Below are 23,728 nucleotides of genomic sequence, written 5' to 3'. Positions count from 1 at the left end.
CCGTCCGGGGCCAGCTACGGCCGCAGGGATGATGGGCCCTGACTCTCGTCAGGATGACGGGGGAGCGAGCGGATGCTCTGTCTTGTCGGAGGCGAGCGATACCGACTTGGACGTCGATCCAGCCTGGAAGGGGTGCCATGACCATTTGCCGAACCGTCCACGCCGTGCCCAGACCCGACGGGCGCGTGCGCGGGGCCGGCATTGCCATCGGCATGGGCGTTCTGGCGGTCGGGCTGGGTGGGGCGGCGCAGGGCGCGCCGCGCGGTCCCGATCCCTGCCGTATCCGGGTGCAGACTTTCCTGTCCCCGGCGGGCGAGCCGTTTCATGCCGATCCGGCCGCGCCGCCGCCGGTTGCGGGCTGGTTCGCGCAGGCCGACCGCGATCGGGACGGGCGGCTGACGCCGGCTGAGGTGCGCGCGGACGCCGTGCGGTTCTTCGCGACGGTCGATACGGACGGCAACGGGGAAATCATTCCCGACGAATTGGCGACGTATGAACGCGGCGTGCCGGACATCAGCACCTACCGCGACGGGCCGCCGGATCGTCGGTCGGCGCGGGGCACGCCCTATGGCACGCCGGTCGGTGGCGCGCGCTATGCGTTGGCGAACGTGCCGAACCCGATTGCGGCGGCGGACATCGACCTGAACCGCGCGACGACGCGGGCCGAACTATCGAACGCCGCAGGCAAGCTGTTCGTCGGCATCGCGCGGGGGCGGGCCGCGCTTGCGCTGGCGGACCTGCCGGCGACGCCCCAGGCGCTGATGCTGGCGACATGCGCGGCCCGCGCCAAACGGGTACGGCGGTGAGCGAGCAGCGGCCGCGCATCCTGGTGGTGGATGACGACGCCGAACTGCGCGAGCTGGTCGCCGGGTTCCTGGAGGCGAACGGCATGACCGTCGACAGCGCGGCAGGCGGCGTGGAGATGGACGCCCGGCTGGCCGCGCACCGGGCCGACCTGGTCGTGCTGGACCTGATGATGCCGGGGGAGGACGGGCTGTCCATTCTTCGCCGGTTGCGCGAGCCCGGCGGACCGGGGGTCATCATGCTGTCCGCGATGGGCGACGATACCGACCGGATCATCGGGCTGGAAGTGGGCGCGGACGATTATCTGGCGAAGCCGTGCAATCCGCGCGAACTGCTGGCGCGCATCCGGGCCGTGCTGCGCCGGCGGCAGGACGGGGTGGCGCGCGGTGGACCGGAACGGCGGTTCGGCATGTGGACGCTGGACGTAATGCAGCGCGCGCTGGAACGGACGGGCGTGCCGCCGGTGGCGCTGACCGACGCCGAGTTCCGCACGCTGAGCGTGTTCCTTGACCGGCCGCAGCAGGTGCTGACCCGCGATCAGCTGATCGAACGCGGGCGCGGAATCGACAGCGACGTGTACGACCGCGCGATCGACGTGACGATCAGCCGGCTGCGCAAGAAGATGGCGCCCGACGATCCGATCCGCACGGTGCGCAACGAGGGCTATCTGTTCCTGCTGCCGGTCCGGCCATGAGTGCCGGGGACGTGCGCGAACGGCCGCGCCGCGGTCTGCCGATCTTCTGGCAGACGCTGCTGCTGGTGCTGGCCAGCCTGATGGTGGCGCAGGCGGTGTCGGTCGGGCTGTTCCTGTCGCTTCGCCCGCCGCGGCCCGACTATAACCGGCTGTCCGACGTGGCCGATGCGCTGGCCGGTGTCCGCGACACGGGGCACCGCGACCGTGGCCTGCGCGCCGGCCGGTCGCGGGTGCCGCCGATGCCCGGGGCGGCGATGGTCGAGGATGCGGCCCTTACCCGCCGGCTGGCGGAGCGGCTGTCCGTTCCGGTGGCGCGGGTGCGCTTCTATTACGAACCCGACCAGCGCAGCGGATCGCCGGTGTTTCCGCGCGGCGCGCAGCAGAGCGTGCCCCTGCGCCGGGGGGAGCCGATCTTCTTCAACACCGTGGTCGCCGGGGTCGAGACGGCGCGGGGCTGGCGCGTGGTAGAAACCCCGCCGCGGCCACTGATCGGCGCCTGGCAGAAACGCAGCGCGCTGTGGTTCGGGCTGTCGGCGGTCCTGCTGCTGCCGTTCGTCTGGTTCTTCGCGCGGCGGCTGACGCGTCCGATCCGGCGGTTCGCGGATGCCGCCGATCGGATGGGGGCGGACCCGCACGCCCCGCGGATCGCGCAGGAAGGGCCGGCCGAACTGCGGATCGCGGCGCAGGCGATCAACCATATGCAGGACCGGATGGGGCGGCATCTGGCGGAACGCACGGCGATGATCGGGGCGATCGCGCACGACCTGCGCACGCCGCTGGCCCGCGTGGCGTTCCGGATCGAGGGGGCGCCCGATGCGGTGCGTGACAAGGTGCAGGCCGATATCGACCAGATGCGTGCGATGATATCGGCGACGATCGGGTTCGTGCGGGACGGCACCGGGCGGGAGGACCGCCATCCGGTCGCGCTCGATACGCTGCTGTCCGCGCTGGTGGCGGGGGAGCGCGAGGTGGGGCGTGCGGTGACGCTGTCGGCCATGGTGCCGGTGACCGTCGCGGCGGATGCGCTGTCGATCCAGCGGCTGGTGCAGAACCTGGTCGACAATGCGGTACGGCATGCGGGCGCTGCGGACGTAGCGGTGATGCGCGACGGCGGCGATGCGGTGGTGACCGTGTCGGATCGCGGACCGGGCCTGCCGGACGACATGCTGGAACGGGTGTTCGAACCGTTCGGGCGCGGCGATCCGTCGCGCAATGCGCAGACCGGTGGGACTGGCCTGGGCCTGACGATCGCGCGGTCGATCGCGACGCGGCATGGCGGGCGGCTGACGCTGGACAATCGCCCGGGCGGCGGGCTGACGGCACGGTTCGTAATGCCCGCGCTGTGACCGCGTCCGCCCGCGCGGACCAATGCCGGACGGATTGGCGAGGGCTTCCATGTCCTTGCGGCAGTCGTTCCGCCCGGACGGCAAGCAATGCGCCGTGGCCCGTGGCTTTTGGCGTGGGCAGCCGCCCTGTACCGACGTGAGCTTCGCGTCGGTACAGCGGACCTGTCTCCCGACTGTGGGATGGATCGGCGACGGCCGGGGCGGCGGCAAGCGTGCCGGCGCCACTGAAGACCGGATCATGACGGGATCCCTGCCTGGAAGCGAGTTCGCGTGTATGCCGACCCATGCCCGGCGGTCGCCGGACGCCGCGGCCGCGGCGCTGGCAGGTCGATCGCGCGATAGGACGAGGACTGCGGACGACGGGAATGACCCCGGGCCCCCAAGAATCGCTCGCCAGCAATGCTGAAATAAAATAACAATGACGGATAACATGCTGAGGCGGCCGTGATGGTGCCATCGGCGGGCCGGGGGCAACCGGAAGGATGAGGATGACCGACGAAACACGCGGGCGCGGCAATCTCGCGCCGCTATCATTGCATGTTCCGGAACCCAAGTTTCGTCCCGGCGACGCGGTCGACTATGTCGATTTCGACCGGGGCGAGGCGGGGCGGATGCCGCGGCCGGACATCGCCGCTGCCCCGGCGACGATGCGCGACCTGTCCTACGGCCTGATCCGCGTGCTGGACGACGAGGGGCGCGCGGTGGGGCCGTGGGACCCGCGGCTGAGCCCCGACCGGCTGATCGCGATGTTGCGCCACATGGCGCTGACCCGCGCCTATGACGAGCGGATGTACCGCGCGCAGCGGCAGGGCAAGACCAGCTTCTACATGAAGTGTACGGGCGAGGAGGCGACCTGCATCGCCGCTGCGCATGCGATGGACCGCGCCGACATGGTGTTCCCGTCCTACCGCCAGCAGGGCGTGCTGATCGCGCGCGACTGGCCGCTGGTGGACATGATGTGCCAGGTCTATTCCAATGCGGGCGACCGGTTGAAGGGCCGGCAGATGCCGATCATGTATTCCAGCCGGGCGGCGGCGTTCTTTTCGATCTCCGGCAATCTGGCGACGCAATATCCGCAGGCCGTCGGCTATGCGATGGCGTCCGCGGCGAAGGGTGACGACAAGATCGCGTCCGCCTGGTGCGGGGAAGGATCGACCGCGGAGGGCGATTTTCATTCCGCGCTGACATTCGCGTCCGTCTACCGCGCGCCGGTGATCCTGAACGTCGTGAACAACCAGTGGGCGATCTCGTCCTTCTCCGGCTTTGCAGGGGCGGAGGCGACGACGTTCGCGGCGCGCGCGGTGGGCTATGGCATCGCCGGGCTGCGCGTGGACGGGAACGACGCGCTGGCGGTCTATGCCGCGACGATGTGGGCGGCGGACCGCGCGCGCGGCAATCACGGACCGACGCTGATCGAACATTTCACCTACCGCGCGGAAGGCCATTCGACGTCGGACGACCCGACCAAATACCGGTCGGCGGAAGAGCATGGCGCCTGGCCGCTGGGCGACCCGATCGTGCGGTTGAAGCAGCACCTCATCGCGCTCGGCGAATGGGACGAGGAACGGCACGCGGCGATGGACCGGACGCTGGCCGAGGACGTGCGCGCGGCCGGCAAGGAGGCCGAGAAGCAGGGCATTTTGGGCGACGGCATGCATCAGCCCTTCTCTACGATGTTCGAGGATGTGTTCGAGGAGATGCCGTGGCACCTGAAGGAGCAGTCGCAACAGATGTTCGACGAACGCAAGGCGGCCGGGATATGAGTGGTGCGAACACGCAGGACGACGCTGGCACGGCACGCCCGCTGAACATGATCCAGGCGCTGAACGAGGCGATGGACATCTGCATGGCGCGCGACCCGGACATCGTCGTGATGGGCGAGGACGTCGGCTATTTCGGCGGCGTGTTCAAGGCGACGGAGGGCCTGCAGCGCAAGTACGGCAAGACGCGCGTGTTCGACACGCCGATCACCGAATGCGGTATCATGGGCGTCGCGGTCGGCATGGCGGCCTATGGGCTGCGGCCGGTGCCGGAGATCCAGTTCGCGGACTATATCTACCCGGCACTCGATCAGATCGTGTCCGAAGCAGCGCGGATACGGTACCGGTCCGCGGGCGAGTTCATCGCGCCGATCACGGTGCGGTCGCCCTTCGGTGGCGGCATCTTCGGGGGGCAGACGCACAGCCAGTCGCCGGAGGGGATCTTCACCCATGTCGCAGGCCTGAAGACCGTCGTCCCGTCGACGCCCTATGATGCCAAGGGGCTGCTGATCGCGGCGATCGAGGACAATGACCCGGTTATCTTCTTCGAACCCAAGCGCATCTATAACGGACCGTTCGACGGGCATTATGGCCGACCGGTGACGCCGTGGGCGAAGCACCCCGCCGCGATGGTGCCAGAGGGCTATTATCGCATATCGCTGGGCCAGGCGAAGGTCGTGCGCGCTGGCGATGACGTGACGATCCTGTGCTACGGCACCATGGTGCACGTCGTGTCCGCCGTGGTGGAGGATATGAAGATCGATGCGGAAGTCATTGATCTCCGGACACTTGTTCCGCTCGATATCGAGACGATCACGACGTCCGTCCGGAAGACCGGGCGGTGCGTGGTGGTGCATGAGGCGACCCGGACGTCCGGGTTCGGTGCGGAACTGTCGGCGCTGGTGCAGGAACGCTGTTTCCATGCGCTGGAGGCACCCGTCGAGCGCGTGACCGGGTGGGACACGCCCTATCCGCACAGCCTGGAATGGGCGTATTTTCCTGGGCCGGTCCGCATCGGCGAGGCCCTCAAGCGTGTGATGAAGGACTGATCGATGGCCCGTTTCACGTTCAAGCTGCCGGACATCGGCGAAGGCATTGCGGAGGCGGAAATCGTCGCCTGGCATGTCGCGGTGGGCGACATGGTGGAGGAAGACGCGCCGCTGGCCGACATGATGACCGACAAGGCGACGGTCGAGATGTCCGCGCCGGTTGCCGGCCGCGTGGTGGAAGTCGCCGGGGCGGTGGGTGACCAGATCGCGATCGGATCGGTGCTGGCGGTGTTCGAGACCGAGGACGAGGTGGCCGAGACACCGTCGTCCGCGGGTTTCGCCGATGCCGTGGCCCCGCCCGAGGCGGCGGCGGTGGCGGATCCGGTGCTGGCGATCCAGCCCGAGCCGGTCCGGCCGCCTGCGCCGACCCCGGTCGTGGCCGATACGCCCCGCGCGCGGGTGCTGGCCTCGCCCGCGGTCCGCGCGCGGGCGACCGACCTGGGCATCGACCTTGCCGACGTGAAGTCCGCACAGGGCGACCGCGTGCGGCATGCCGATCTAGACGCGCACCTGCGTTATGCCGTCGCCGCGCCAGTGGCCGCTGCCCCGGTTTCCGCCGCGCCACCCGCGATCGTTGAACCGGGGGCGGTCGAGGAAGTCCGGGTCATGGGCATGCGGCGGCGGATCGCCGAGAACATGGCGGAGTCAAAGCGCAACATCCCGCATTTCGCCTATGTCGAGGAATGCGACGTCACCGAACTGGAACGGCTGCGCGTGGCGATGAACCTGGATCGTGGGGAACGGGCGAAGCTGACGCTGCTGCCCTTCCTGATCCGCGCGATGACCCGCGCCTTGCCGGCCTATCCGATGGTCAATGCGCGCTATGACGATGCGGCGGGGATCGTGTCGCGCCATGCGTCGGTGCATCTGGGCTTCGCGACGCAGACCGAGCAGGGGCTGACCGTGCCGGTGATCCGCGATGCGCAGGCCCGCGACGTCTGGGCGCTGGCGACCGAGATCGTCCGGCTGGCCGATGCCGCACGCCGCGGCAAGGCGACGCGCGACGAACTGAGCGGATCGACGATCACGCTGACCTCGCTGGGCCCGATCGGCGGGATCGTGTCGACCCCGGTCATCAACCGGCCGGAGGTCGCCATCGTCGGCGTGAACCGGATCGTGGAGCGCGCAGTAGTGGCCGATGGGCAGATCGTCATCCGCAAGATGATGAACTTGTCGTCCAGTTTCGATCACCGCGTGGTCGACGGATGGGACGCAGCATCGTTCATCCAGGCGGTGCGCCGCCTGATCGAAACGCCGGCGTTGCTGTTCGTGGATTGATGCGGATCAGTGGGTTGGTGCGGAACGGCGTGCGGCGGCGCGGGGTTTGAAGGGGACCCGTACTGGAGCATTGCATGACCCGTCGCCGAACCCGATCCGATCTTTCGAAGGCCGCCCTGACCGGCGTGGTGGCGGGTCTGGCCGCATCGTTCGTGATGAACGCGTTCCAGGCAGCGATCGGCCATTTCGAGCCGGACAACGACGGCGACGCCCCCGAACCGGCGACCGAGCAGGCGGCGGACCGGGTCGCGGAGCTTGCCGGGACATCGCTGGGCGATCTGGAGCGGCCGGTCGCCGGCAATGCTGTGCATTATGCGGTCGGCGCGCTGCTGGGTGCCGGTTATGCGGTAGCGACCGAATATGAGCCACGCGCCGCGGCCGGTGGGGGTGCCGCGTTCGGGATCGTCACCGCAGCGGTGCTGGACGATGTAGTTGTTCCGGTCGCGGGCCTGTCCGCCGCGCCCTGGGCGTTTCCGGCGACGACGCATGTCTATGGGCTGGCATCGCACATCGTGTTCGGGATGACGACCGAAGCGGTGCGGCGTCTTCTGCGCCGTCGTTGATCCAGAAATCGTAAAGGAAGACAGCGACATGGCGTCTGTTGTTGATCCGGTGCGTCCGGATGCGGGCCGGACCGACGATGCGGCACCCGGTGCGATCGGGCCGACGGCGGTGCGGGTGGTGGATGCGGCGCACGGCGCGGGCGACGTCATCCTGCTATGCGGAACGGAGCAGCGCGCGGAGCGGCTGGCGCAGGTCGTGGCGGCCATGGGACCGGCAGCTCACGACGTGCGGTTCCTGCCGTCGATCGATACGTTGCCGGGCGACGGGATCGCAGCCTCGCCGGCGGTCGCCGGGCGGCGGGTCGCGATCCTCCGCGCATTGGGGGAGGCGGGGCGGCGCCCTATGATCCTCGTTACGACGGCGGAAGCGGCGACGCGGCGTATCGCGCCACCGGCCAGCTTTGCGGTGCCGCCGCTTGCTTTCACGACCGGCGACCCGTTCGATGGTCCGGCTGTCGAGGCCGCGCTGGGCGCGATCGGCTACATCGCCGACGACCGGGTCGACGAGCCGGCGGAATATGCGCTGCGCGGCGTGCTGGACCTGTTTCCGGCAGCGGCGGCGGGCCCGGTGCGGATCGAACTGGCGGACGGTGTCGTCGGCGCGATCCATGCCTATGATCCGGTGACGCAACGCAGCACTGCGGCGCTGGACCATGTCGTCGTCGATCCGGCGATCGAACCGAGCATGCCGCGCGGATCGGTGTCGATCTTCGCGCATCTGGACCGGCCGCTGTTGCTCGCCGATCCGGACGTGCCGCGGCACCGCGACCGCTATGTCGAACTGATCGGAGATGCGACCCGGACGCGAATCGCCAACCGTCGAGCCGGTGCGATCCCCAGTTTCCTCGACAATCGCGCATGGAAGACGGCGCTGGCCGGTCTGGCGCGCGGCGACATCGCCGCGGGGGCGGAGACGCCGACAACCCGGTTCGTGGAGAAAAAGCAGCCGGCCCGTGCGCTGAAGAAGGCGGTTCTGGACGCGCTGTCCGACGGTCGCCGTGTCGTTCTGCTCGGCAGTGCGCGCGACCTGCGGTTCCTGGCGCGGCGGATCACGACGCTGACCGCCGCGCCGGCTGTCCAGGTCGACAGCTGGCACCGGATATCCGCCGTGCCGCCCAAGTCGCTGGCCTTGCTGGAGGTCCATATCGAACGTGGCTGGTCCGACGATGCCATGCTGGCGATCGCGGCAGCGGACATATTGGGCGGGCGCGCCGCCGATCCGCAAGGCGCGACCGCGGTCGACCCGCTCGCGCTGCACATGTCCGTCCTGCGGATCGGTGATACCGCGTTGCATGAGGACCACGGCATTGGGATCGTGCGTGGACTGGAGGCAGTCGAGGCGGGTGGCATCCTGCAGGACGCGCTGCGGCTGGAATATGCCAAGGGAGCGGACCGCCTGGTGCCGGCGATCGATCTGGACCGTGTCTGGCGGTACGGCGCGGACGAGGGCGGCGTCACGCCCGATACGCTGACCGGCGAAAGCTGGCTGAAGCGGCGGATCGAGATCGATGCGGCCATCGCGGCGACGGCTAAGGGGCTGATCGCGCTGGCGGAAGCCCGGGCGGCGCGGCGGACCGAACCGGCGGCCTATGAGGCGGCGCGGTACGAGCGGTTCGCAGGGCGGTTCGCGTTCAACGAGACGCCGGATCAGGCACGTGCCATCGCCGCGGTGCGCGACGACCTGACGTCCGGCCGGCCGATGGACCGGCTGGTGGTGGGTGACGTCGGCTACGGCAAGACGGAGGTCGCGTTGCGTGCGGCGGCGATGGTCGCGCTGTCCGGGCGGCAGGTCGCGGTCGTCGCGCCGACGACGGTGCTGGTCCGCCAGCATCTGCTGACCTTCCGCCGCCGGTTCGAGGGGCTGGGCGTGCGGATCGAAGGCCTGTCGCGGCTGTCCACCCCGGCGGAGGCGAAGGCGGTAAAGGCCGGGCTGGCGGACGGCAGCGTTGATATCGTGGTCGGCACCAGTGCGGTGGTGGGCAAGGAGGTCCGCTTCGCCAGGCTGGGGCTGGTCGTGATCGACGAGGAGCAGCGGTTCGGCGCGTCCGACAAGGAAAAGCTGCGGACGATCTGCGACGGGTGCCATCTGCTGACGCTGACCGCCACGCCGATCCCGCGGACGTTGCAGTCAGCTCTGGTCGGGATCCAGCAATTGTCGGTGATCGCCACGCCGCCCGCGCGCCGCCAGCCGACCCGCACGACGATCGGCGCGTTCGACCCGGCGACCGTTCGGATCGCGTTGCTGCGCGAGAAGATGCGCGGGGGGCAGAGTTTCGTCGTCGCGCCGCGGATCGAGGATCTGGCCGGGCTGGCCGAAACGCTGCGCGGGCTGGTGCCCGAACTGTCGGTGGTGCAGGCGCACGGCAAGCTGGCCGCGGCGGAGATCGATCAGGTGATGGTGGCGTTCGGCGAAGGAGCGGGCGACATCCTGCTAGCGACGAACATCATCGAGGCAGGGCTGGACGTGCCACGCGCCAACACGATGATCGTGTGGCGGACGGACCGGTTCGGGCTGTCGCAGATCCACCAGTTACGCGGTCGGGTAGGGCGCAGCACGCGGCGCGGGCGGATCCTGCTGACCACCGAACCGGGCGCCACGATCGCGGCGGCGACACTGAAACGGCTGCGCACGATCGCGGCGCACGACCGGCTGGGTGCGGGGTTCGAGATCAGCGCGCGCGACCTGGACATGCGCGGCGCCGGCGACCTGCTGGGCGAGGCGCAGGCGGGGCATGTAAAGCTGATCGGGGTGGACCTGTACCAGCATCTGCTGACCGGTGCATTGCGGACAGCGGCGGGCGAGACGGTCGACCTGTGGACGCCCGAACTGTCGCTGGGCGTGGATGCGCATATTCCGGTCGGATGGATCGCGGAGCCGGAACTGCGGCTGGATATCCATGCCCGGCTGGCGCGGGCCGGATCGGTCGATGCAATCGATGCGCTGGCCGACGAAGTGGAGGACCGGTTCGGGCGGCCGCCGGAAGCGGCGTTGCGGACGTTCGCGATCGGGCGGATCCGCCAGCTGGCGCGGGCAGCGCGGGTGGCGCGGATCGACGCAGGGCCGGCCGCCATCGCGTTGACCCCGCGCCGCGATTTCGACGCTGATCCGGCCGCGGCCGGGCTGGTCGAGAAGGACGGCCGGTTGCTGGCGAAGGTGCTGACCACCGATACCGACGCGCGGATCGCGACGGTGATCGGCCTGCTGGAGGCGCTGATCCCCGACGAGGGGTAGAGGGTTACGCGGGCGGGCCGAACAGGATGCGGCGCGGCTCCGCATCGTGGAGGGTTCCACGGGTCGATATGGTATCGGCCAGGGCATAGGCGCGCTTCGTGGCCGGACGCGCGCCAATTGCGTCGAACCAGCGGCGCAGGTTCGAATGGGCGGACAGATCCTGCTGCTGCGCATGCCACGGGACTATCCATGGATAGATCGCCATGTCCGCGATGCTGTACGATTCCCCCGCCACGAACGTCCGATCCGCCAGCCGCCGGTCGAGAACCGCATAGAGCCGGCCGGTTTCGCGAACATAGCGTTCGGTGGCGTAGGGAATGCGTTCCGGCGCGTAGATCGAGAAATGGTGGTTCTGCCCCGCCATCGGGCCGAGGCCGCCCATCTGCCAGAACAGCCAGGTCAGCACTTCCGTCCGCCCGCGCAGGTCAGTCGGCAGAAACTGTCCGGTTTTTTCGGCCAGATACAACAGGATGGCACCCGATTCGAAAATCGGTATCACCGGTCCGCCATCCGCCGGCGCGGTATCGACGATCGCGGGGATGCGGTTGTTGGGGGCCACCGCGAGGAAGTCCGGACCGAACTGTGCGCCCCTGGAGATGTCGATCGGCAGGATGCGGTACGGGACACCCGATTCTTCGAGAAAGAGCGTCACCTTGTGGCCGTTCGGCGTGGTCCAGTAATAGAAGTCGATCATGCCGGCATCCTTCCGTCGCAGATCCCCGAGATAGCGTCGCAAAACCGGGTCGCAATCGCCGGGACGGGTATCGTTCAGGTGCGGGACCGCATAGCGGAACATATTCCGTAAGAGGGGGCCGCCGCCATTTCGAACCTGTACCGTTCCGCAGCGTTACTCGCCCTGTTCGCGACGACCGCGTGTGTGGCCCCGATGCTGCCGGCGACGCAAGCGCTTGAGCCCGCACGCGCACCGGTGGTCGTCGCGATCCCGCCGACGCCGCTGCCCGGCACGATTCCACGGCCGCCCGCAGCACTGGCCGCGACGGTGGAGCGGCTGGGACGGGGGTTCGACGGGATCGTCGGCATCGCTGTGCGCGACGTGCAGGCCGGCTGGTATATCTCGTTCAACGGGCAGGGATATTTTCCGCAACAGAGCGTGTCCAAGCTGTGGGTCGCGCTGACCGTGTTCGACGCGATCGACCGCCGCCGGATGTCGCTGTCCGACACGGTCAGGATCGAGCGCAAGGACCTTGTCGTGTTCCACCAGCCGTTGCGGGCGAAGGTGGGGCCGAACGGCTACGATGCCAGCGTATCGGAATTGCTGCTCGCGGCGATGACGACGAGCGACAATCTGGCGAACGATTCGCTGCTCCGCACGGTGGGCGGGCCGGGCGCGGTGCGGGCGTTCCTCGATCGGGCGCAACTTGACGGCATACGCTTCGGCCCAGGCGAGCGGTTGTTGCAGGCAGGCACGGCGGGGCTGCCGTGGCGGCAATCCTATGCGGAAGGCAATGCCTTCTTCGTGGCGCGTGCGGCCCTGCCGTTCGCGGTGCGGCGGGCCGCGCTGGACAAATATCTGGCCGACCCGATCGACGGTGCGCAGCCCGAGAAAGTGGCGCTGGCGCTGGCCCGGTTGCGCAAGGGTGACCTGCTGTCGCCCGAGTCCACGCAGCGCCTGCTGACGCTGATGGCGTCGAGCAGAACCGGGCCGCAGCGGATGCGTGCCGGGTCGGGACCGGGTTGGGCGTTCGCGCACAAAACCGGGACGGGTCAGGAGCTGGGCGGCGAGGCGACGGGCTATAATGATATCGGGTTGATGACCTCCCCCGATGGCCGGACCTATGCGCTGGCGGTGATGATCAAATCGACGCGGCAGCCGATCCCGGTGCGACAGCGGCTGATGGCGAACGTCGCGCGTGCCGTCGTGGCGCAGGACATGAACGGGCCGCGCGCCGTACCGCGTGGGTATTGACGTCTGTTGACTGGGCCCGGTTGTGCATGGGTCGGATCGAGAGCTGTTTCCGTCGGAAAGGGAAGAAGCGAGATCCCGGATCAAGTCCGGGATGACATTGTGTTGCTGAACCTCTCGAACTGACTGCTCAGCAGCGTCAGGCGCGGTCGGCGTAGAGCAGGCGGCCGGGGCCGAGGCGGGTGAGGACCTGGTCAAGATCGGCGGGAGATACCGCGAAGCACCCCTGGCTGCGACCGCACATGCCCTGCTTGGCGACGACGTCGGGTGCGACATACCATGCGGAATGGATGACGATCGCACGCTCCAATGCCGTGCGGTTGTCCGGATCGAGCCCTTCGAGGCGGCGCGAACGACCGTGCTGGCCCACATAGGGGTCGGCGGTCAGATACGCACCGCGCGACGTGGCCTCCGATCCGACTACTCCGGAGAAACGCTGCAGCATGCCGCTGTGCGCGGGGTCGGATCCCTTGCCATGCGAGACGAGCAGCGTGGTGGTGCGGCCGTTCAGGACATCGACGAGGTGGAAGCGCGGTTGCGCGGACGGGCAGCCGAAATCGGCGATCGCGATCACGTCGCGCGACCAAAGCCGACGGTTGTGAAGCTGCATCGCCGCCAGCGCGCGTGCCATCAGGGCGGGCGGGACGCCCGCGCCGACCGGAGCGATCACGCTGCCGCCCAGCCGAGACGGATCGATCGGATCCTCATCCGGCAGCGGTGCCTCAGCGGTGCCGATGCGGGGAGCCGCCGCCATGGCGGGGATGGCCGCGCCAAAGCAGGCAAGGCCGGTGGTGAAGGTGCGCCGGCTCAACCGGACGCCAAGGGTGTCGATCATCACAGCCGGAAGATAGGGCATGCCGGCGCGGCTTTCCACCCGGCGGGCCATCATCCGTCTGGCGGGTGGGGCGGGCGGTCGCTAGGATTAGCGGCGATCAGGCCAGCCGGAGAGACGACAGGATGCGTGCACGCAAATATGGGGCCGGCCCCGCGCTGGTGCTGATGATGGCAGCGCTGCCGCTCGGCGGATGCCTCAGCACGGCTGCCGCGGTGGTGAAGGCACCCTTCCAGGTCGTGGGCCAGGCGGCGGACTGGGCGACGACGAGCCAGGATGAATCCGACCGCAATTACGGCCGCAAGATGCGCAAGCGGGAGGCGGCGGAAGGCCGCGAACTGCGCAGGCGCGACAAGGCGCTGGAACGCGAAGCGCGGCGCAACCGGGATAATTGACGGCGGTTCCGGGATGCGGGGCCGCAGGCGCGGCGCCTGCGACCCTGGATCCCGGATCAAGTCCGGGATGACCTTCCCCTAGGGGTTGGACCGGTCAGTCGACATGCCCGATCGCCAACGTGGCGGCGCGCGGTGTCCAGCCGCCACTGCCGGACTGTTCGAACCAGAAGGGGCGGCGCGGGCGGACGCGGGTGCCGACCTCGTCCATGTTGCCGTCGTAGATCCGGCCGTTCGCGACGGTGTAACGGATGCTGGTCGTGTCGCGGATATTGTCGAGCGGGTTGCGGTCCAGCACGATCAGGTCGGCCAGCTTGCCGACCTCCAGCGTGCCCAAGTCACGGTCCAGGCCATAGGCGCGCGCCGGGTTCCAGGTAGCGGTGGCGATCGCCTGGATCGGTGTCATGCCGCCCAGTGCGAAGGTCCACATGTCCCAGTGTGCGCCAAGCCCCTCGCGCTGGCCGTGGGCGCCGATCGTGACCGGAATGCCGAGTTCGGAGATCTCGCGCGCGGTGCGGGCGGTTTCGAGGACGTTGTTCTCCTCGTCCGGGATCATGGTCGGCCGCCGGGCGCGCGCATCGAGGATCCGGCGCGGGACCCACTTGGTCAGGATCGGGTCCTTCCAGACCTGCGTATGCTGATACCAGTAATTTTCCCCGAACGGCCCGCCGAAGGCGACGATGAGCGTCGGGTTGTACGCGGTGCCAGACCCGCGCCAGAACTGCTTCACATCGTCGTAGACGCGCGCGACCGGCAGCGAATGTTCGATCGTGGTGTGGCCGTCGGCGATCATCGTCATGTCCATCTGGAACAGCGAGCCGCCTTCCGGCACGACGTCCATGTCCAGTTCGCGCGCGGCCTGGACGATCTGCTGGCGCTGTTCGCGGCGCGGCTGGTTGTAGCTCTTGACCGACCAGGCGCCCGCCGCCTGCAACCGGCGGAGATGGCCGCGCGCATCGTCGAGGTTGTCGATCTTCGCGGTGAACGGCGTGGTCGCGCCGTAGAGGACGGTGCCGGTGGAAAAGATGCGCGGCGCGACGATCTGGCCGTCCTTGGCCAGTTCGGACGCGGTGAAAATCTCGCTGGTCGTGTTGGACGGATCGTGGATGGTGGTGACGCCGAACGCCAGCCCGGCATAGTTCACCCAGCTTTGTTGCGGCACGATGTCGTCCGAACCCATGCTGCCGTGCCAATGGCCGTCGATCAGGCCGGGCATGATGGTCTTGCCGGTGGCGTCGATCACCTTGGTTCCAGCGGGTACGGCGACGTCCGCGCCGATCGCCTCGATCCGGTTGCCGTTGAGCAGGATGGTGCCGCGGTCGATCACTTCGGTCCCGCCACGCATCGTCAGCAGGCGCGCGTTGGTGAATGCGACGCGGCCGCCGGGCGCGTCATAGGGGCGGCGGAACCCCAGTTCGATCCCGCTGGTGGCGACCGGCGGCAGCGTGGCCGGCGCACCGTCGACGAAGGCGAAGTCGTCGCGCGTCTCGCGCCCGTAGAGCTGCGATCCGAGCGTCCACCAGAGCTTGCGCGAGTCGCCGGACCAGTGGATCCAGTCGCCCGCATCGCGCGTGACCTGGAACATGGGAAGCGCCTTCTGGTCCGCGGACAGCGCAACCGCGTTGCCGGTGCGCGCGAAGGGCACGACGCGGGCCTGGAAGCGCTCCGTCCAGGCAAGCCATTTCTCGTCTGGCGACACCGCATAGTCGCGTGCGAATTCGGAGGATGCGTGCGCCTGTTCCGCCGTGCCGTCGAGTGCGATCGATTTCAGCATCACGGTCTTGTTTTCGCGCGCGGTGAAGAACAGTCGATCGGATGTCGCGCCGAATTGCGGGGCGATGCCCTTGTCGGTGAGCAGGCGGGCGGCCCCGCCGGCGGCGGGCGCGACGTAGATGCCGGTTTCGCGGCTGTTGAGCGGGGAGGTGAGATACCCGTCCGAAACCTTCGAGAAGGCGACGGTCCTGCCATCGGGCGAGAAGACCGGCTCGATGTAGTTGCCGGGCGTGGTCGTCAGCACGCGGGGCGTGCCGCCGCTGGCCGGCACGATGCGGATCGACCCCTGCCGTTCGTCGGACCAGTCCGCGAACACGATCTGCCGCCCGTCGCGCGACCAGCTGGGATAGAGTTCGAACGATCCGGTCTGCGTGGTCAGGCGGCGCGGGGTGCCGCCGGCCAGATCGCGGATCCAGAGATGGCCGAGCGCATCGAACACGACGCGCCGGCCGTCTGGCGAGACATGCGCGGACCGGATCATCTTCACGTCGAACGCGGCCGGTGCGACATCGACCGGGTGGCGGACGGCCTGGGTGATGCGCCGCGTGCCGGCGACGTGGAAAGGAATATCGGCCACCGCCTTGCTCGCGACGTCGATCCGCTTGATCCCGCCGCCCGCCCAGAACACGATCGAGCGATTGTCGGGCGTCCAGTCCATGCCGGGATAGACGCCGTGGATCGCCCAGGTCTCCTGCATGTCCCGGTCGAGAATATCGGTCAGCGGTGTTTCGCGGCCGCTTGCTAAATCAAGCAGATAGATGGTGGACTTGTAACGATCCCGCCGGATGAAGGCGAGGCTTTTGCCGTCCGGCGAGGGGGTGGGGCGGATCGATCCGCCGGGGCCGGAGACATATTTCTCGATCTTGCCGGTCGTGCGGTCGAGCCGCTGGATGGCGTAGATCTCGCCGTTCACGTCCTTGGAATATTCGAAGACCTCGCCCGGCGTGACGTCGTCGGAGAAATAGAGGTAGCGGCCGTCGGGCGAGAAGGCCGGCTCGTTGGTATCCTTCTGGTCGGTGCGCTTCTTCGTCATCTGGACCCCGCCGCCGCCGGCGCGGTGGTAGAGCCACATTTCACCCGCCCCGAGCGAGCGGCTGGCGGTGAAATGCTTGCGCGCGACGATATAGTCGCTGTCCGGCGTCCAGTCCGCCTGGTTGAGCAGTCGGAACTCTTCCTTCGTCACCTGGGCGAGCTTGCCGCCGCTGCGGTCCATGACCCAGATATTGTCGCCGCCGCCGCGATCGGAGGTGAAGGCGATCCAGCGGCCGTTGGGGGAATAGCGCGGTTGCATGTCCCACGCGGCACCGCTCGTCAGCGCACGGGCCTCGCCCCCGCCGATCGGCATGACGTAGAGGTCGCCAAGCAGGTCGAACGCGATCTCGCGACCGTCCGGCGACACATCGACGGACATCCAGGTGCCGGCGCGTGTGTCGATCGGCACGTCCTTGTAGGGGCCGTGCGGGGCGGCGACGTCCCATTTCGGCTTGGCGGGGGTGGCCGCTTCGGTCGGGGCGGGCGGCTGGAACCCCCAGGCGCTGGTGGAGGTGGCGAGGAGGAGCAGCAGCGGACGCTTCATCGATGGCCTTTCGCGGGGGCACGTATTCCGCAGAGGCTAGGGGGGATCGATGGAGAGGGGAACCGGGCGGCGAAGAATATCTGCGCTCAGCGCGCCCGGTCGCGCGCACCGGCACGCAGGTTGAGCAGATGACCACCGGCGACGAGCAGTCCGCCGCCGACGGTCAGCGACACTTCGGTCAGGCTGTGCGCGACGGTGAGCAGCGCGGAGCCCATGACGACCAGCCCGACCGCGCCGACAGCGGCCGGAACCCGGTCATGATGGATCCGCCACCCGCGCCACAGCGCAAGCCCGCTGGCCGGAACCGCGACGACGAGCAAGCCGGCATGCAGCCAGGGCAGGTCCGGAATCACCAGCGCAAAGGCCGGCAGCAGCGCGATCGCGACGGGGATCGCGATGCAATGGAGCAGGCAGAGGCTAGACAGGACCGCCGCGACGGTATCGAGGCCGCCGCGCACGCGGTGCCCGGCGATCGTCGTCGCATGATCGCCATGGCAATGGGTACGGCAGCTGTCGCTCATGAAGCGGATATAGCGCCATGATATAGTATATCAAGGACTATCACCGATTGGCTCAGCGGCCGCGTGGCGGCTGCATCAGCTGGTCGCGGCGATACTCGCCCTGTCGTTCGAGCATCCAGCCGGGATATTCGGCCGGCAGCGCGCTGACCGCGTCCAGCGTCGCCAGTTCGTCGGCGGTCAGCACCACGTCGGCGGCGGCGATGTTCTCGGACAGTTGTTCGATTCGCTTCGCGCCGACGATCACGCTGGTGACGACCGGCTGGTGCAGGAGCCAGGCAAGCGCGATCTGCGCGACCGAGACGCCTTTCGCGGTGGCGATCGCCCGCATCGCGTCGATCGCGGCATAGGCGCGGTCCTGCTGCACCGGCGGGAAATCGAAGCCGGCGCGGCGACCGTCGCCGGCGGCCGGATCGTTGCGGTCATATTTGCCGGACAGCAGCCCGCCGGCGAGCGGGCTCCAGACCATGAGCCCGACGCCCTCCGACAGCATCATCGGCACCAGTTCGCGTTCCAGATCGCGCCCGGCGATGGTGTAATAGGCCTGAAGCGTCGCGATCCGGGCCAGCCGGTCGCGCGCCGAGATGCCGAGCGCCTTGGCGATCTGCCACGCCGCCCAGTTCGAGACGCCGACATAGCGGACATGACCGTGCTGGACGAGGATATCGAGGGCGGCGAGCTGTTCCTCCATCGGAGTGGCACTGTCGAACCCGTGGATCTGGTAGAGATCGACATGGTCGAGCTGGAGCCGCTTGAGGCTGGCCTTGCAGGCGTCGATCAGGTGGGCGCGCGACGCGCCGCGCTGGTTGGGGCCGTCCCCCGTCGGGCCGAACGCCTTGGTCGCGACCACCACCGTATCGCGCGCGACGCCCAGGTTGCGGAGCGCCTGGCCGGTGATCTGTTCCGACATGCCGCCGGAATAGACATCGGCCGTGTCGATGAAGTTGATGCCGGCATCGAGCGCGGCACCGACCAGGCCGTCGGCATCGGACTGCTGCAACTGGCCGATCTTGCCCCACATGGTGTCGTCGCTGCCGCCGAACGTCATGGTGCCGAGGCAGAGTTCCGAAACGAACAGGCCGGTACGGCCCAGGGTGTTCATGCGCATGGAGAACGTCTTTCGATTGGGGGATCGAGGACGCAAACGCGCGGGGGCCGGAATAGGGGAACGGGCACGCCGCACCCCGTCGCGCCGACGGGGCGTCCGGCCTATTGTCCGAAGTCGCTTTCGCCGGCGATGCGGATCGCCTCCCGCGCGGCGGCGAACAGCGCGCCGGACTTTGCCTCGCATTCGCGCTGTTCGGCGGCGGGATCGCTGTCGGCGACGATGCCGGCCCCGGCCTGGACATGCATGACGCCGTCCTTCAGCACGGCGGTGCGCAGCACGATGCAGCTGTCCATTCCGCCATCGGGGGAGAAGTAACCGACGCCACCACCATAGGGGCCGCGCGTCTCGCTCTCCAGTTCGGCGATTACCTGGCAGGCGCGGACCTTGGGCGCGCCGGACACGGTGCCGGCCGGGAAGCCGGCGAACAGCGCATCGAGCGGGCCGACGCCTGGCGCGATGCGGCCGACCACGTTGGACACGATGTGCATGACGTGGCTGTAATATTCCACGCCGTAGCTGTCCGTGACGGTGACGGAGCCGGCCTGCGCGACGCGGCCGACATCGTTGCGGCCGAGATCGAGCAGCATGAGATGTTCGGCGCGTTCCTTCGGATCGGCGAGCAGTTCGGCACGGTTGGCCGCGTCCTCCGCCGCGGTCCGCCCGCGCGGACGCGTGCCGGCGATGGGGCGAATCGTGACCTCCCCATCACGTGCGCGGACCAGGATTTCGGGCGAGGACCCGATCAGCGCGAACCCCGGCAGATCGAGATAATAGAGGAAGGGCGACGGATTGATCCGGCGCAGCGCGCGGTAGAGATCCAGCGGCGGCAGCGGGAAGTCCATCGTGAACCGCTGCGCCAGCACGACCTGGAAGATGTCGCCTGCCGCGATATAGTCCTTCGCCCGCGCGACCATTTCAGCATAGCGGCCGGGCGCCAGCACCGGGGTGACGGCGGCAGCGGAGACGGCATCGACCGCACCGTGGCGGCGGGGCGGGGAGGCAGCGAGGCTGGCGAATGTCGCGTCGATCCGCTCGATCGCCTGACCGAGTTGCGCGGCGGGATCGCGCGCCGGATCGGGCCAGAGCGGGGCGACGATATGCAGTTCGTCCGTCAGCCGGTCGAACACCAGCACCAGCGTGGGACGGACGAACAGCATGTCCGGCACGTCGATCGCGGTATCGGCCGGGCGGGGAAGCCGTTCGACCAGACGGATCGTCTCATACGCGAAATAGCCGACCAGGCAGGCGAGCGCGGGTGGCATGCCAGGCGGCACGTCCATCCGGCATTCGGCAACCAGATCGCGCATCGCCCGCAGCGGATCGGCACCTGCGGGCACGAAGGCGGCAGGATCGGTCGCCCAGTCGCGGTTGATCGCCGCTTCGTCGCCCTTGGCACGGAAGACGAGGTCGGGGGCCAAGCCAAGCATCGAATAGCGGCCGCGCTGCGACCCGCCCTCGACCGATTCGAGCAGGAAATCGCCGCGGCCCGGCTCCATCAGTTTCAGCGCGGCGGCGACCGGCGTGTCGCAATCGGCGATCCGCCGCCGGGCCACCAGCGCCGGCCGCCCCGCCGTCAGTTCGGCGCAGGCGAGGGCGTCGCCATCACCATTGCGGTCGGTCGTCGAGGTCACGGCAGGACGGAGTTCTGAAGCAGGCCGGCCTTGAAGCGCGCGATGGCGGCGGCGTCCAGCTTGACGTTCACGTCTTTCATGATGCCGGCGATCAGCTGGTCGGCATATTCATTGCCGAGGGCGCGTCCGAACTCGTCGCGCGTCGCGGCCACCAGTTGCGGCTGAGTCTTGATGTCACCCTTCTTCACGCTGTTCAGCTGGACGACGTACCAGCCCGCGCCATTCTGGTCCGCGATCGTGCGGATCTTGCCCGGCGCCATGGTGAACAGCAGCTGGACCGGCGGCGGAACCGGGGTACGGGCCTGGGCGAGATCGATCTGGCGACCGCCACCGGTCTGCGGGACGGGCAGTTTCATGCCGGCGCTGGCGAATGCGGCGGTAAGCGGCATGCCGCCGGTGGCCTTTGCGACGATACCGTTTGCGACCTGCCGGGCCTGCGCCGATGCACGTTCGGCCTGGATCGCGGAAAGGATCGGCCCACGCACCTGCGCGAGCGGAATGGGGGCGGCGGGGACGACATCGACCACGTCGAGCAGAGCATAGCTGCTAGGACCGACCGTTTCGACGCTGGGATCGTCATCCTCGCCCGCCTGGAACGCCGCCTTGAGCAGCGGTTGCAGAATGGCGGTGGGCGCGAAGCCGGGGGCGGTGGGGGCGGCCCCGGTGGGCAGCAGCGGCGGCGTGGTCACGACCTGCAACCCGTTGGTGGTCGCGGCCTGTTCGAACGTCGCACCGTCGTCGATGGCGTCGCCGATCTTGGCCACGCGATCGGCCAGCGCGGCTTCCGCCTTGCGCTTCGTCAGGTCGGCGACCAGCGTCGGGCGAACGGCGGCCAGCGCCTTGGGCGGGGTGCGGACGATGCCGTCGACATGGACGATATGCCAGCCGAGCGGCGATTTCTGCGGATCGGTGGTGGCCCCGTCCGCCGCGGCGAACACGGCGGCGGCGACGGCCGGCGACGAAAGGGCGGCCATTTCGGCCTGCGACTTCGCGCCGAGCGCGGTGTCACGCGGGCCGAACCCGGCGCTCTGGGCCGCGGCGGCAAAGGCGGTGCCCGACCGGATCCGCCCGACGAGCGCGCGGGCCGCAGCCTCCGTCGGCACGAGGATCTGCGACAGCGTGCGGGTTTCCGTCGCGGCATATTGCGCGGCGTTGGCGCGATAGGCAGCTGCGATCTCCGCCTCGGTCGGCGCGGCCGCGGGCGGCGCGGCGATCGCGGCGTAGCGCAGGACGCGGCGTTCGGGCAGCGTGAAGGCGGCGATGTTGGCACGATAATAGGCGTCGACCTGCGCCTGAGTGGGGGCGGGCCCCTGCGGCATCGCGGCGGCGGGGACGAAACCGATCGTCCCGTCGCGCCGGTCGAGCAGCATCGCGGCATAGGGCGTGACCATCGCATCGGTCGCGCGCGTGCCGCCCGCGATGGGGCCGAGGATCTGGCGGCGGATCACGTCGCCGGCGATGTCCTGCCGCAGTTGCGCCTCCGAAATCCGTTCGCGGGCGAGAAGGCCACGAAACGTCGCGTCATCGAACCCGCCGGTCGGGCCCTGAAACGCGGGGATGCTGGCGATTTCGCCATCGACCACGCGCTTGGACGCGGTGAAGCCATGATCGCGGCCCCAGAGTTCGACCGCCTTGGCCGATACCACCCGGCGCAGCGTCGCATCGACCCCGCCGCCGGCGACGAACGCCGCCATCGTCAGGCCGGGCTGCTGCTGCGCCGCCTGGGTATAGGCCTCGCGGACCCGACGGTCGGCCTCGATCGCGCCGATCGACCCGCCGTCCATCGACGCCAGCGTCTCGCCCTGCGCACCGCCGCCGCCGCCCAGACTGTCCATGCCGACGCCGGATACGACGACGGCGATCGCGACGAGCGCCAATATGGCGACCGCCAGCCAGGATTTGATCGCGCGGCGGAAGAAGGAAAGCATCGGCAGGCCCGTCGGACAGCAGGAACAAGACGGTCGCTCTATCGCCGCGGGCGGCGCGCGGCAAGGCGGGCCGGGGGCGGGGCAGGGGCGGGAGGCGGGGACCACGCGGATTGTCATCGCGCCCGGAACCCGCTTTAGAAGCCGGCAGGACAAAGGGGAGACGGCGATGCGGCGGACGTTGATCGTAGGCAATTGGAAAATGAACGGCGACCGCGCCGCGCTGGCCGAACTGGGCGGGATCGCGACAGCGGCGGCGGCCTGTCCCGCGATCGATGTCGCGATCTGCCCGCCCGCCACGCTGATCGCGGCGGCGACGGGCAGCGGCATCGCGATCGGCGGGCAGGATTGCCACGCCGCCGCGCGGGGCGCCCACACCGGTTGCCTTTCCGCGGGGATGCTGGTGGAGGCGGGGGCCGCCCTGTGCATCGTCGGGCATAGCGAGCGACGCTGCGACCAGCACGAGACCGATGCCGACGTCCGCGCCAAGGCGATCGCGGCGATGGCGGCGGGCATGATCGCGATCGTCTGCGTCGGCGAGACCGAGGCGGAACGCGACGCCGGCGATGCTGTGGCAGTGGTTGCGGCGCAAATCGACGGATCGGTGCCGGACGATGCCACCCCGGATGCCCTGGTCGTGGCCTATGAACCGGTCTGGGCGATCGGCACCGGCCGGGTGCCGTCGATCGCCGATGTGGCGGAAATGCACGGCGCGATCCGGACGCGGTTGTCGGCCAAGCTGGGCGCGGCGGCGGCCGGCGGGGTGCGTATCCTGTACGGCGGATCGATGAACGGCGCGAATGCGGCGGCCCTGCTGGCGGTGGCGGACGTCGATGGCGGGCTGGTCGGGGGGGCGAGCCTGACCGCGGCGGCGTTCGTGCCGATCATCGAGGCGGCCCAAGCCGTCGGTTGATGCGCACGCGTTGATTCGCTAAGCGCCGTGGCAGCACGCGCCCGGCGGCGCATCCCCAGACAGATTGCGGCCTCATGTTCACCTTTCTCCTCATCGTCCATGCCATCATCGCCGCGAGCCTGGTCACAGTCATCCTGATGCAGCGGTCCGAAGGCGGCGGGCTGGGCATGGGCGGCAGCCCGTCCGGCCTGATGAGTGCGCGCGGCGCGGCCGATTTCCTGACGCGGGCGACGACGGTGTTGGCCAGCGCGTTCGTGCTGATGAGCATCCTGCTGGCCGTGATGGCGACGATGTCGCGCGCGCCGAGCACGATCGACGCGTCGCTGGCGCGGCGTCCCGCCCCGACGGCGGCGGGCGGCGTGCCGATGGCGGGCGAAACACCCGCGGCCGCGGCCGACCCGGTTGCGGCG

General features: G+C 69.2%; 19 protein-coding genes. 12 read left to right on the top strand and 7 right to left on the bottom strand.

The features are described from left to right. The first annotated feature begins 137 nt into the window (after window positions 1-137). From BKY59_RS10575 to BKY59_RS10540, 8 genes are all read left to right on the top strand, one after another. Window positions 138-806 (top strand): EF-hand domain-containing protein, encoded by a 669-nt coding sequence (locus BKY59_RS10575; RefSeq protein WP_165374834.1) that lies wholly within the window; start codon window positions 138-140, stop codon window positions 804-806. Next, window positions 773-1,498, top strand: a complete 726-nt coding sequence (locus BKY59_RS10570; protein WP_206362056.1) for a response regulator — start codon at window positions 773-775, stop codon at window positions 1,496-1,498. The genes BKY59_RS10575 and BKY59_RS10570 overlap by 34 nt, the downstream gene beginning before the upstream one ends. Continuing rightward, window positions 1,495-2,844, top strand: a complete 1,350-nt coding sequence (locus BKY59_RS10565) for an ATP-binding protein (protein WP_076071321.1) — start codon at window positions 1,495-1,497, stop codon at window positions 2,842-2,844. The genes BKY59_RS10570 and BKY59_RS10565 overlap by 4 nt, the downstream gene beginning before the upstream one ends. Before the next feature lie 488 nt (window positions 2,845-3,332). Next, on the top strand, window positions 3,333-4,607 hold the full coding sequence (locus BKY59_RS10560) for a thiamine pyrophosphate-dependent enzyme (protein WP_076071319.1): 1,275 nt from the start codon (window positions 3,333-3,335) through the stop codon (window positions 4,605-4,607). Next, on the top strand, window positions 4,604-5,653 hold the full coding sequence (locus BKY59_RS10555) for an alpha-ketoacid dehydrogenase subunit beta (protein ID WP_206362055.1): 1,050 nt from the start codon (window positions 4,604-4,606) through the stop codon (window positions 5,651-5,653). Before BKY59_RS10560 ends, BKY59_RS10555 begins: the two co-directional genes overlap by 4 nt. A 3-nt stretch (window positions 5,654-5,656) precedes the next feature. Further along, window positions 5,657-6,931, top strand: a complete 1,275-nt coding sequence (locus BKY59_RS10550) for a dihydrolipoamide acetyltransferase family protein (RefSeq protein ID WP_076071318.1) — start codon at window positions 5,657-5,659, stop codon at window positions 6,929-6,931. Window positions 6,932-7,005: 74 nt separating this feature from the next. Continuing rightward, window positions 7,006-7,494 (top strand): DUF1440 domain-containing protein, encoded by a 489-nt coding sequence (locus tag BKY59_RS10545; RefSeq protein ID WP_076071316.1) that lies wholly within the window; start codon window positions 7,006-7,008, stop codon window positions 7,492-7,494. Between the two features lie 28 nt (window positions 7,495-7,522). After that, complete coding sequence (locus BKY59_RS10540) at window positions 7,523-10,726, top strand: DEAD/DEAH box helicase (protein ID WP_083672059.1); 3,204 nt, start codon at window positions 7,523-7,525, stop codon at window positions 10,724-10,726. A 4-nt stretch (window positions 10,727-10,730) separates the two neighbouring features. On the opposite strand, the gene BKY59_RS10535 is transcribed toward BKY59_RS10540, so the two are convergent. Further along, a complete protein-coding gene (locus tag BKY59_RS10535; RefSeq protein WP_076071520.1) occupies window positions 10,731-11,420 on the bottom strand; it encodes a glutathione S-transferase C-terminal domain-containing protein in 690 nt (229 codons plus the stop codon). A 192-nt stretch (window positions 11,421-11,612) separates the two neighbouring features. Here BKY59_RS10535 and BKY59_RS10530 point away from each other — a divergent pair, with 192 nt between their 5' ends. After that, a complete protein-coding gene (locus tag BKY59_RS10530) occupies window positions 11,613-12,653 on the top strand; it encodes a serine hydrolase (protein WP_083672058.1) in 1,041 nt (346 codons plus the stop codon). A gap of 136 nt (window positions 12,654-12,789) precedes the next feature. Here BKY59_RS10530 and BKY59_RS10525 read toward each other — a convergent pair whose 3' ends face one another. Further along, the gene (locus tag BKY59_RS10525) at window positions 12,790-13,485 is read right to left on the bottom strand and encodes a murein L,D-transpeptidase catalytic domain family protein (protein ID WP_076071518.1); all 696 of its coding nucleotides are present in this window, start codon (window positions 13,483-13,485) and stop codon (window positions 12,790-12,792) included. A 122-nt stretch (window positions 13,486-13,607) separates the two neighbouring features. Here BKY59_RS10525 and BKY59_RS10520 point away from each other — a divergent pair, with 122 nt between their 5' ends. Then, on the top strand, window positions 13,608-13,877 hold the full coding sequence (locus BKY59_RS10520) for a hypothetical protein (RefSeq protein WP_076071313.1): 270 nt from the start codon (window positions 13,608-13,610) through the stop codon (window positions 13,875-13,877). Between the two features lie 94 nt (window positions 13,878-13,971). Here the strand turns inward: BKY59_RS10520 and BKY59_RS10515 are convergent, their stop codons facing one another. From BKY59_RS10515 to BKY59_RS10495, 5 genes are all read right to left on the bottom strand, one after another. Next, window positions 13,972-17,223: an amidohydrolase family protein gene (locus BKY59_RS10515; RefSeq protein ID WP_083672057.1), complete on the bottom strand. Its 3,252-nt coding sequence runs from the start codon at window positions 17,221-17,223 to the stop codon at window positions 13,972-13,974. Between the two features lie 86 nt (window positions 17,224-17,309). Further along, window positions 17,310-17,744 carry a MerC domain-containing protein gene (locus BKY59_RS10510; protein WP_083672056.1) on the bottom strand — a complete coding sequence of 145 codons (435 nt, stop codon included), beginning with the start codon at window positions 17,742-17,744 and terminating at the stop codon, window positions 17,310-17,312. A 52-nt stretch (window positions 17,745-17,796) separates the two neighbouring features. Continuing rightward, complete coding sequence (locus BKY59_RS10505; protein ID WP_076071312.1) at window positions 17,797-18,849, bottom strand: aldo/keto reductase; 1,053 nt, start codon at window positions 18,847-18,849, stop codon at window positions 17,797-17,799. A gap of 101 nt (window positions 18,850-18,950) precedes the next feature. Then, complete coding sequence (trpE, locus tag BKY59_RS10500) at window positions 18,951-20,480, bottom strand: anthranilate synthase component I (RefSeq protein ID WP_076071310.1); 1,530 nt, start codon at window positions 20,478-20,480, stop codon at window positions 18,951-18,953. Further along, on the bottom strand, window positions 20,477-22,408 hold the full coding sequence (locus BKY59_RS10495; protein ID WP_076071309.1) for a peptidylprolyl isomerase: 1,932 nt from the start codon (window positions 22,406-22,408) through the stop codon (window positions 20,477-20,479). Before BKY59_RS10495 ends, trpE begins: the two co-directional genes overlap by 4 nt. A gap of 166 nt (window positions 22,409-22,574) precedes the next feature. On the opposite strand from BKY59_RS10495, the gene tpiA reads away from it, so the two are divergent. Next, window positions 22,575-23,318, top strand: coding sequence for a triose-phosphate isomerase (gene tpiA / locus BKY59_RS10490; protein ID WP_076071307.1), 744 nt, complete (start codon window positions 22,575-22,577; stop codon window positions 23,316-23,318). Window positions 23,319-23,392: 74 nt separating this feature from the next. Next, a partial coding sequence (secG, locus tag BKY59_RS10485) for a preprotein translocase subunit SecG (protein WP_129586350.1) occupies window positions 23,393-23,728 on the top strand: 336 nt, incomplete at its 3' end.

This window comes from Sphingomonas montana (assembly GCF_001956315.1).
GTDB classification, from domain to species: Bacteria; Pseudomonadota; Alphaproteobacteria; order Sphingomonadales; family Sphingomonadaceae; genus Sphingomonas_R; species Sphingomonas_R montana.
The sequence above is the reverse complement of the archived record's forward strand: the minus strand, read 5'-3'. Positions and strand labels throughout refer to the sequence as shown.

What these genes read in the sequence shown, in the direction of transcription:
- BKY59_RS10510 (WP_083672056.1), bottom strand. Translation starts at nt 17,744, where the DNA reads ATGAGCGACAGCTGCCGTACCCATTGCCATGGCGATCATGCGACGACG.
- BKY59_RS10525 (WP_076071518.1), bottom strand. Translation starts at nt 13,485, where the DNA reads ATGATCGACACCCTTGGCGTCCGGTTGAGCCGGCGCACCTTCACCACC.
- BKY59_RS10535 (WP_076071520.1), bottom strand. Translation starts at nt 11,420, where the DNA reads ATGATCGACTTCTATTACTGGACCACGCCGAACGGCCACAAGGTGACG.
- BKY59_RS10555 (WP_206362055.1), top strand. Translation starts at nt 4,604, where the DNA reads ATGAGTGGTGCGAACACGCAGGACGACGCTGGCACGGCACGCCCGCTG.
- BKY59_RS10570 (WP_206362056.1), top strand. Translation starts at nt 773, where the DNA reads ATGCGCGGCCCGCGCCAAACGGGTACGGCGGTGAGCGAGCAGCGGCCG.
- BKY59_RS10560 (WP_076071319.1), top strand. Translation starts at nt 3,333, where the DNA reads ATGACCGACGAAACACGCGGGCGCGGCAATCTCGCGCCGCTATCATTG.
- BKY59_RS10515 (WP_083672057.1), bottom strand. Translation starts at nt 17,223, where the DNA reads ATGAAGCGTCCGCTGCTGCTCCTCCTCGCCACCTCCACCAGCGCCTGG.
- tpiA (WP_076071307.1), top strand. Translation starts at nt 22,575, where the DNA reads ATGCGGCGGACGTTGATCGTAGGCAATTGGAAAATGAACGGCGACCGC.
- BKY59_RS10530 (WP_083672058.1), top strand. Translation starts at nt 11,613, where the DNA reads ATGCTGCCGGCGACGCAAGCGCTTGAGCCCGCACGCGCACCGGTGGTC.
- BKY59_RS10520 (WP_076071313.1), top strand. Translation starts at nt 13,608, where the DNA reads ATGCGTGCACGCAAATATGGGGCCGGCCCCGCGCTGGTGCTGATGATG.
- BKY59_RS10545 (WP_076071316.1), top strand. Translation starts at nt 7,006, where the DNA reads ATGACCCGTCGCCGAACCCGATCCGATCTTTCGAAGGCCGCCCTGACC.
- BKY59_RS10575 (WP_165374834.1), top strand. Translation starts at nt 138, where the DNA reads ATGACCATTTGCCGAACCGTCCACGCCGTGCCCAGACCCGACGGGCGC.
- BKY59_RS10550 (WP_076071318.1), top strand. Translation starts at nt 5,657, where the DNA reads ATGGCCCGTTTCACGTTCAAGCTGCCGGACATCGGCGAAGGCATTGCG.
- BKY59_RS10540 (WP_083672059.1), top strand. Translation starts at nt 7,523, where the DNA reads ATGGCGTCTGTTGTTGATCCGGTGCGTCCGGATGCGGGCCGGACCGAC.
- BKY59_RS10505 (WP_076071312.1), bottom strand. Translation starts at nt 18,849, where the DNA reads ATGCGCATGAACACCCTGGGCCGTACCGGCCTGTTCGTTTCGGAACTC.
- BKY59_RS10495 (WP_076071309.1), bottom strand. Translation starts at nt 22,408, where the DNA reads ATGCTTTCCTTCTTCCGCCGCGCGATCAAATCCTGGCTGGCGGTCGCC.
- BKY59_RS10565 (WP_076071321.1), top strand. Translation starts at nt 1,495, where the DNA reads ATGAGTGCCGGGGACGTGCGCGAACGGCCGCGCCGCGGTCTGCCGATC.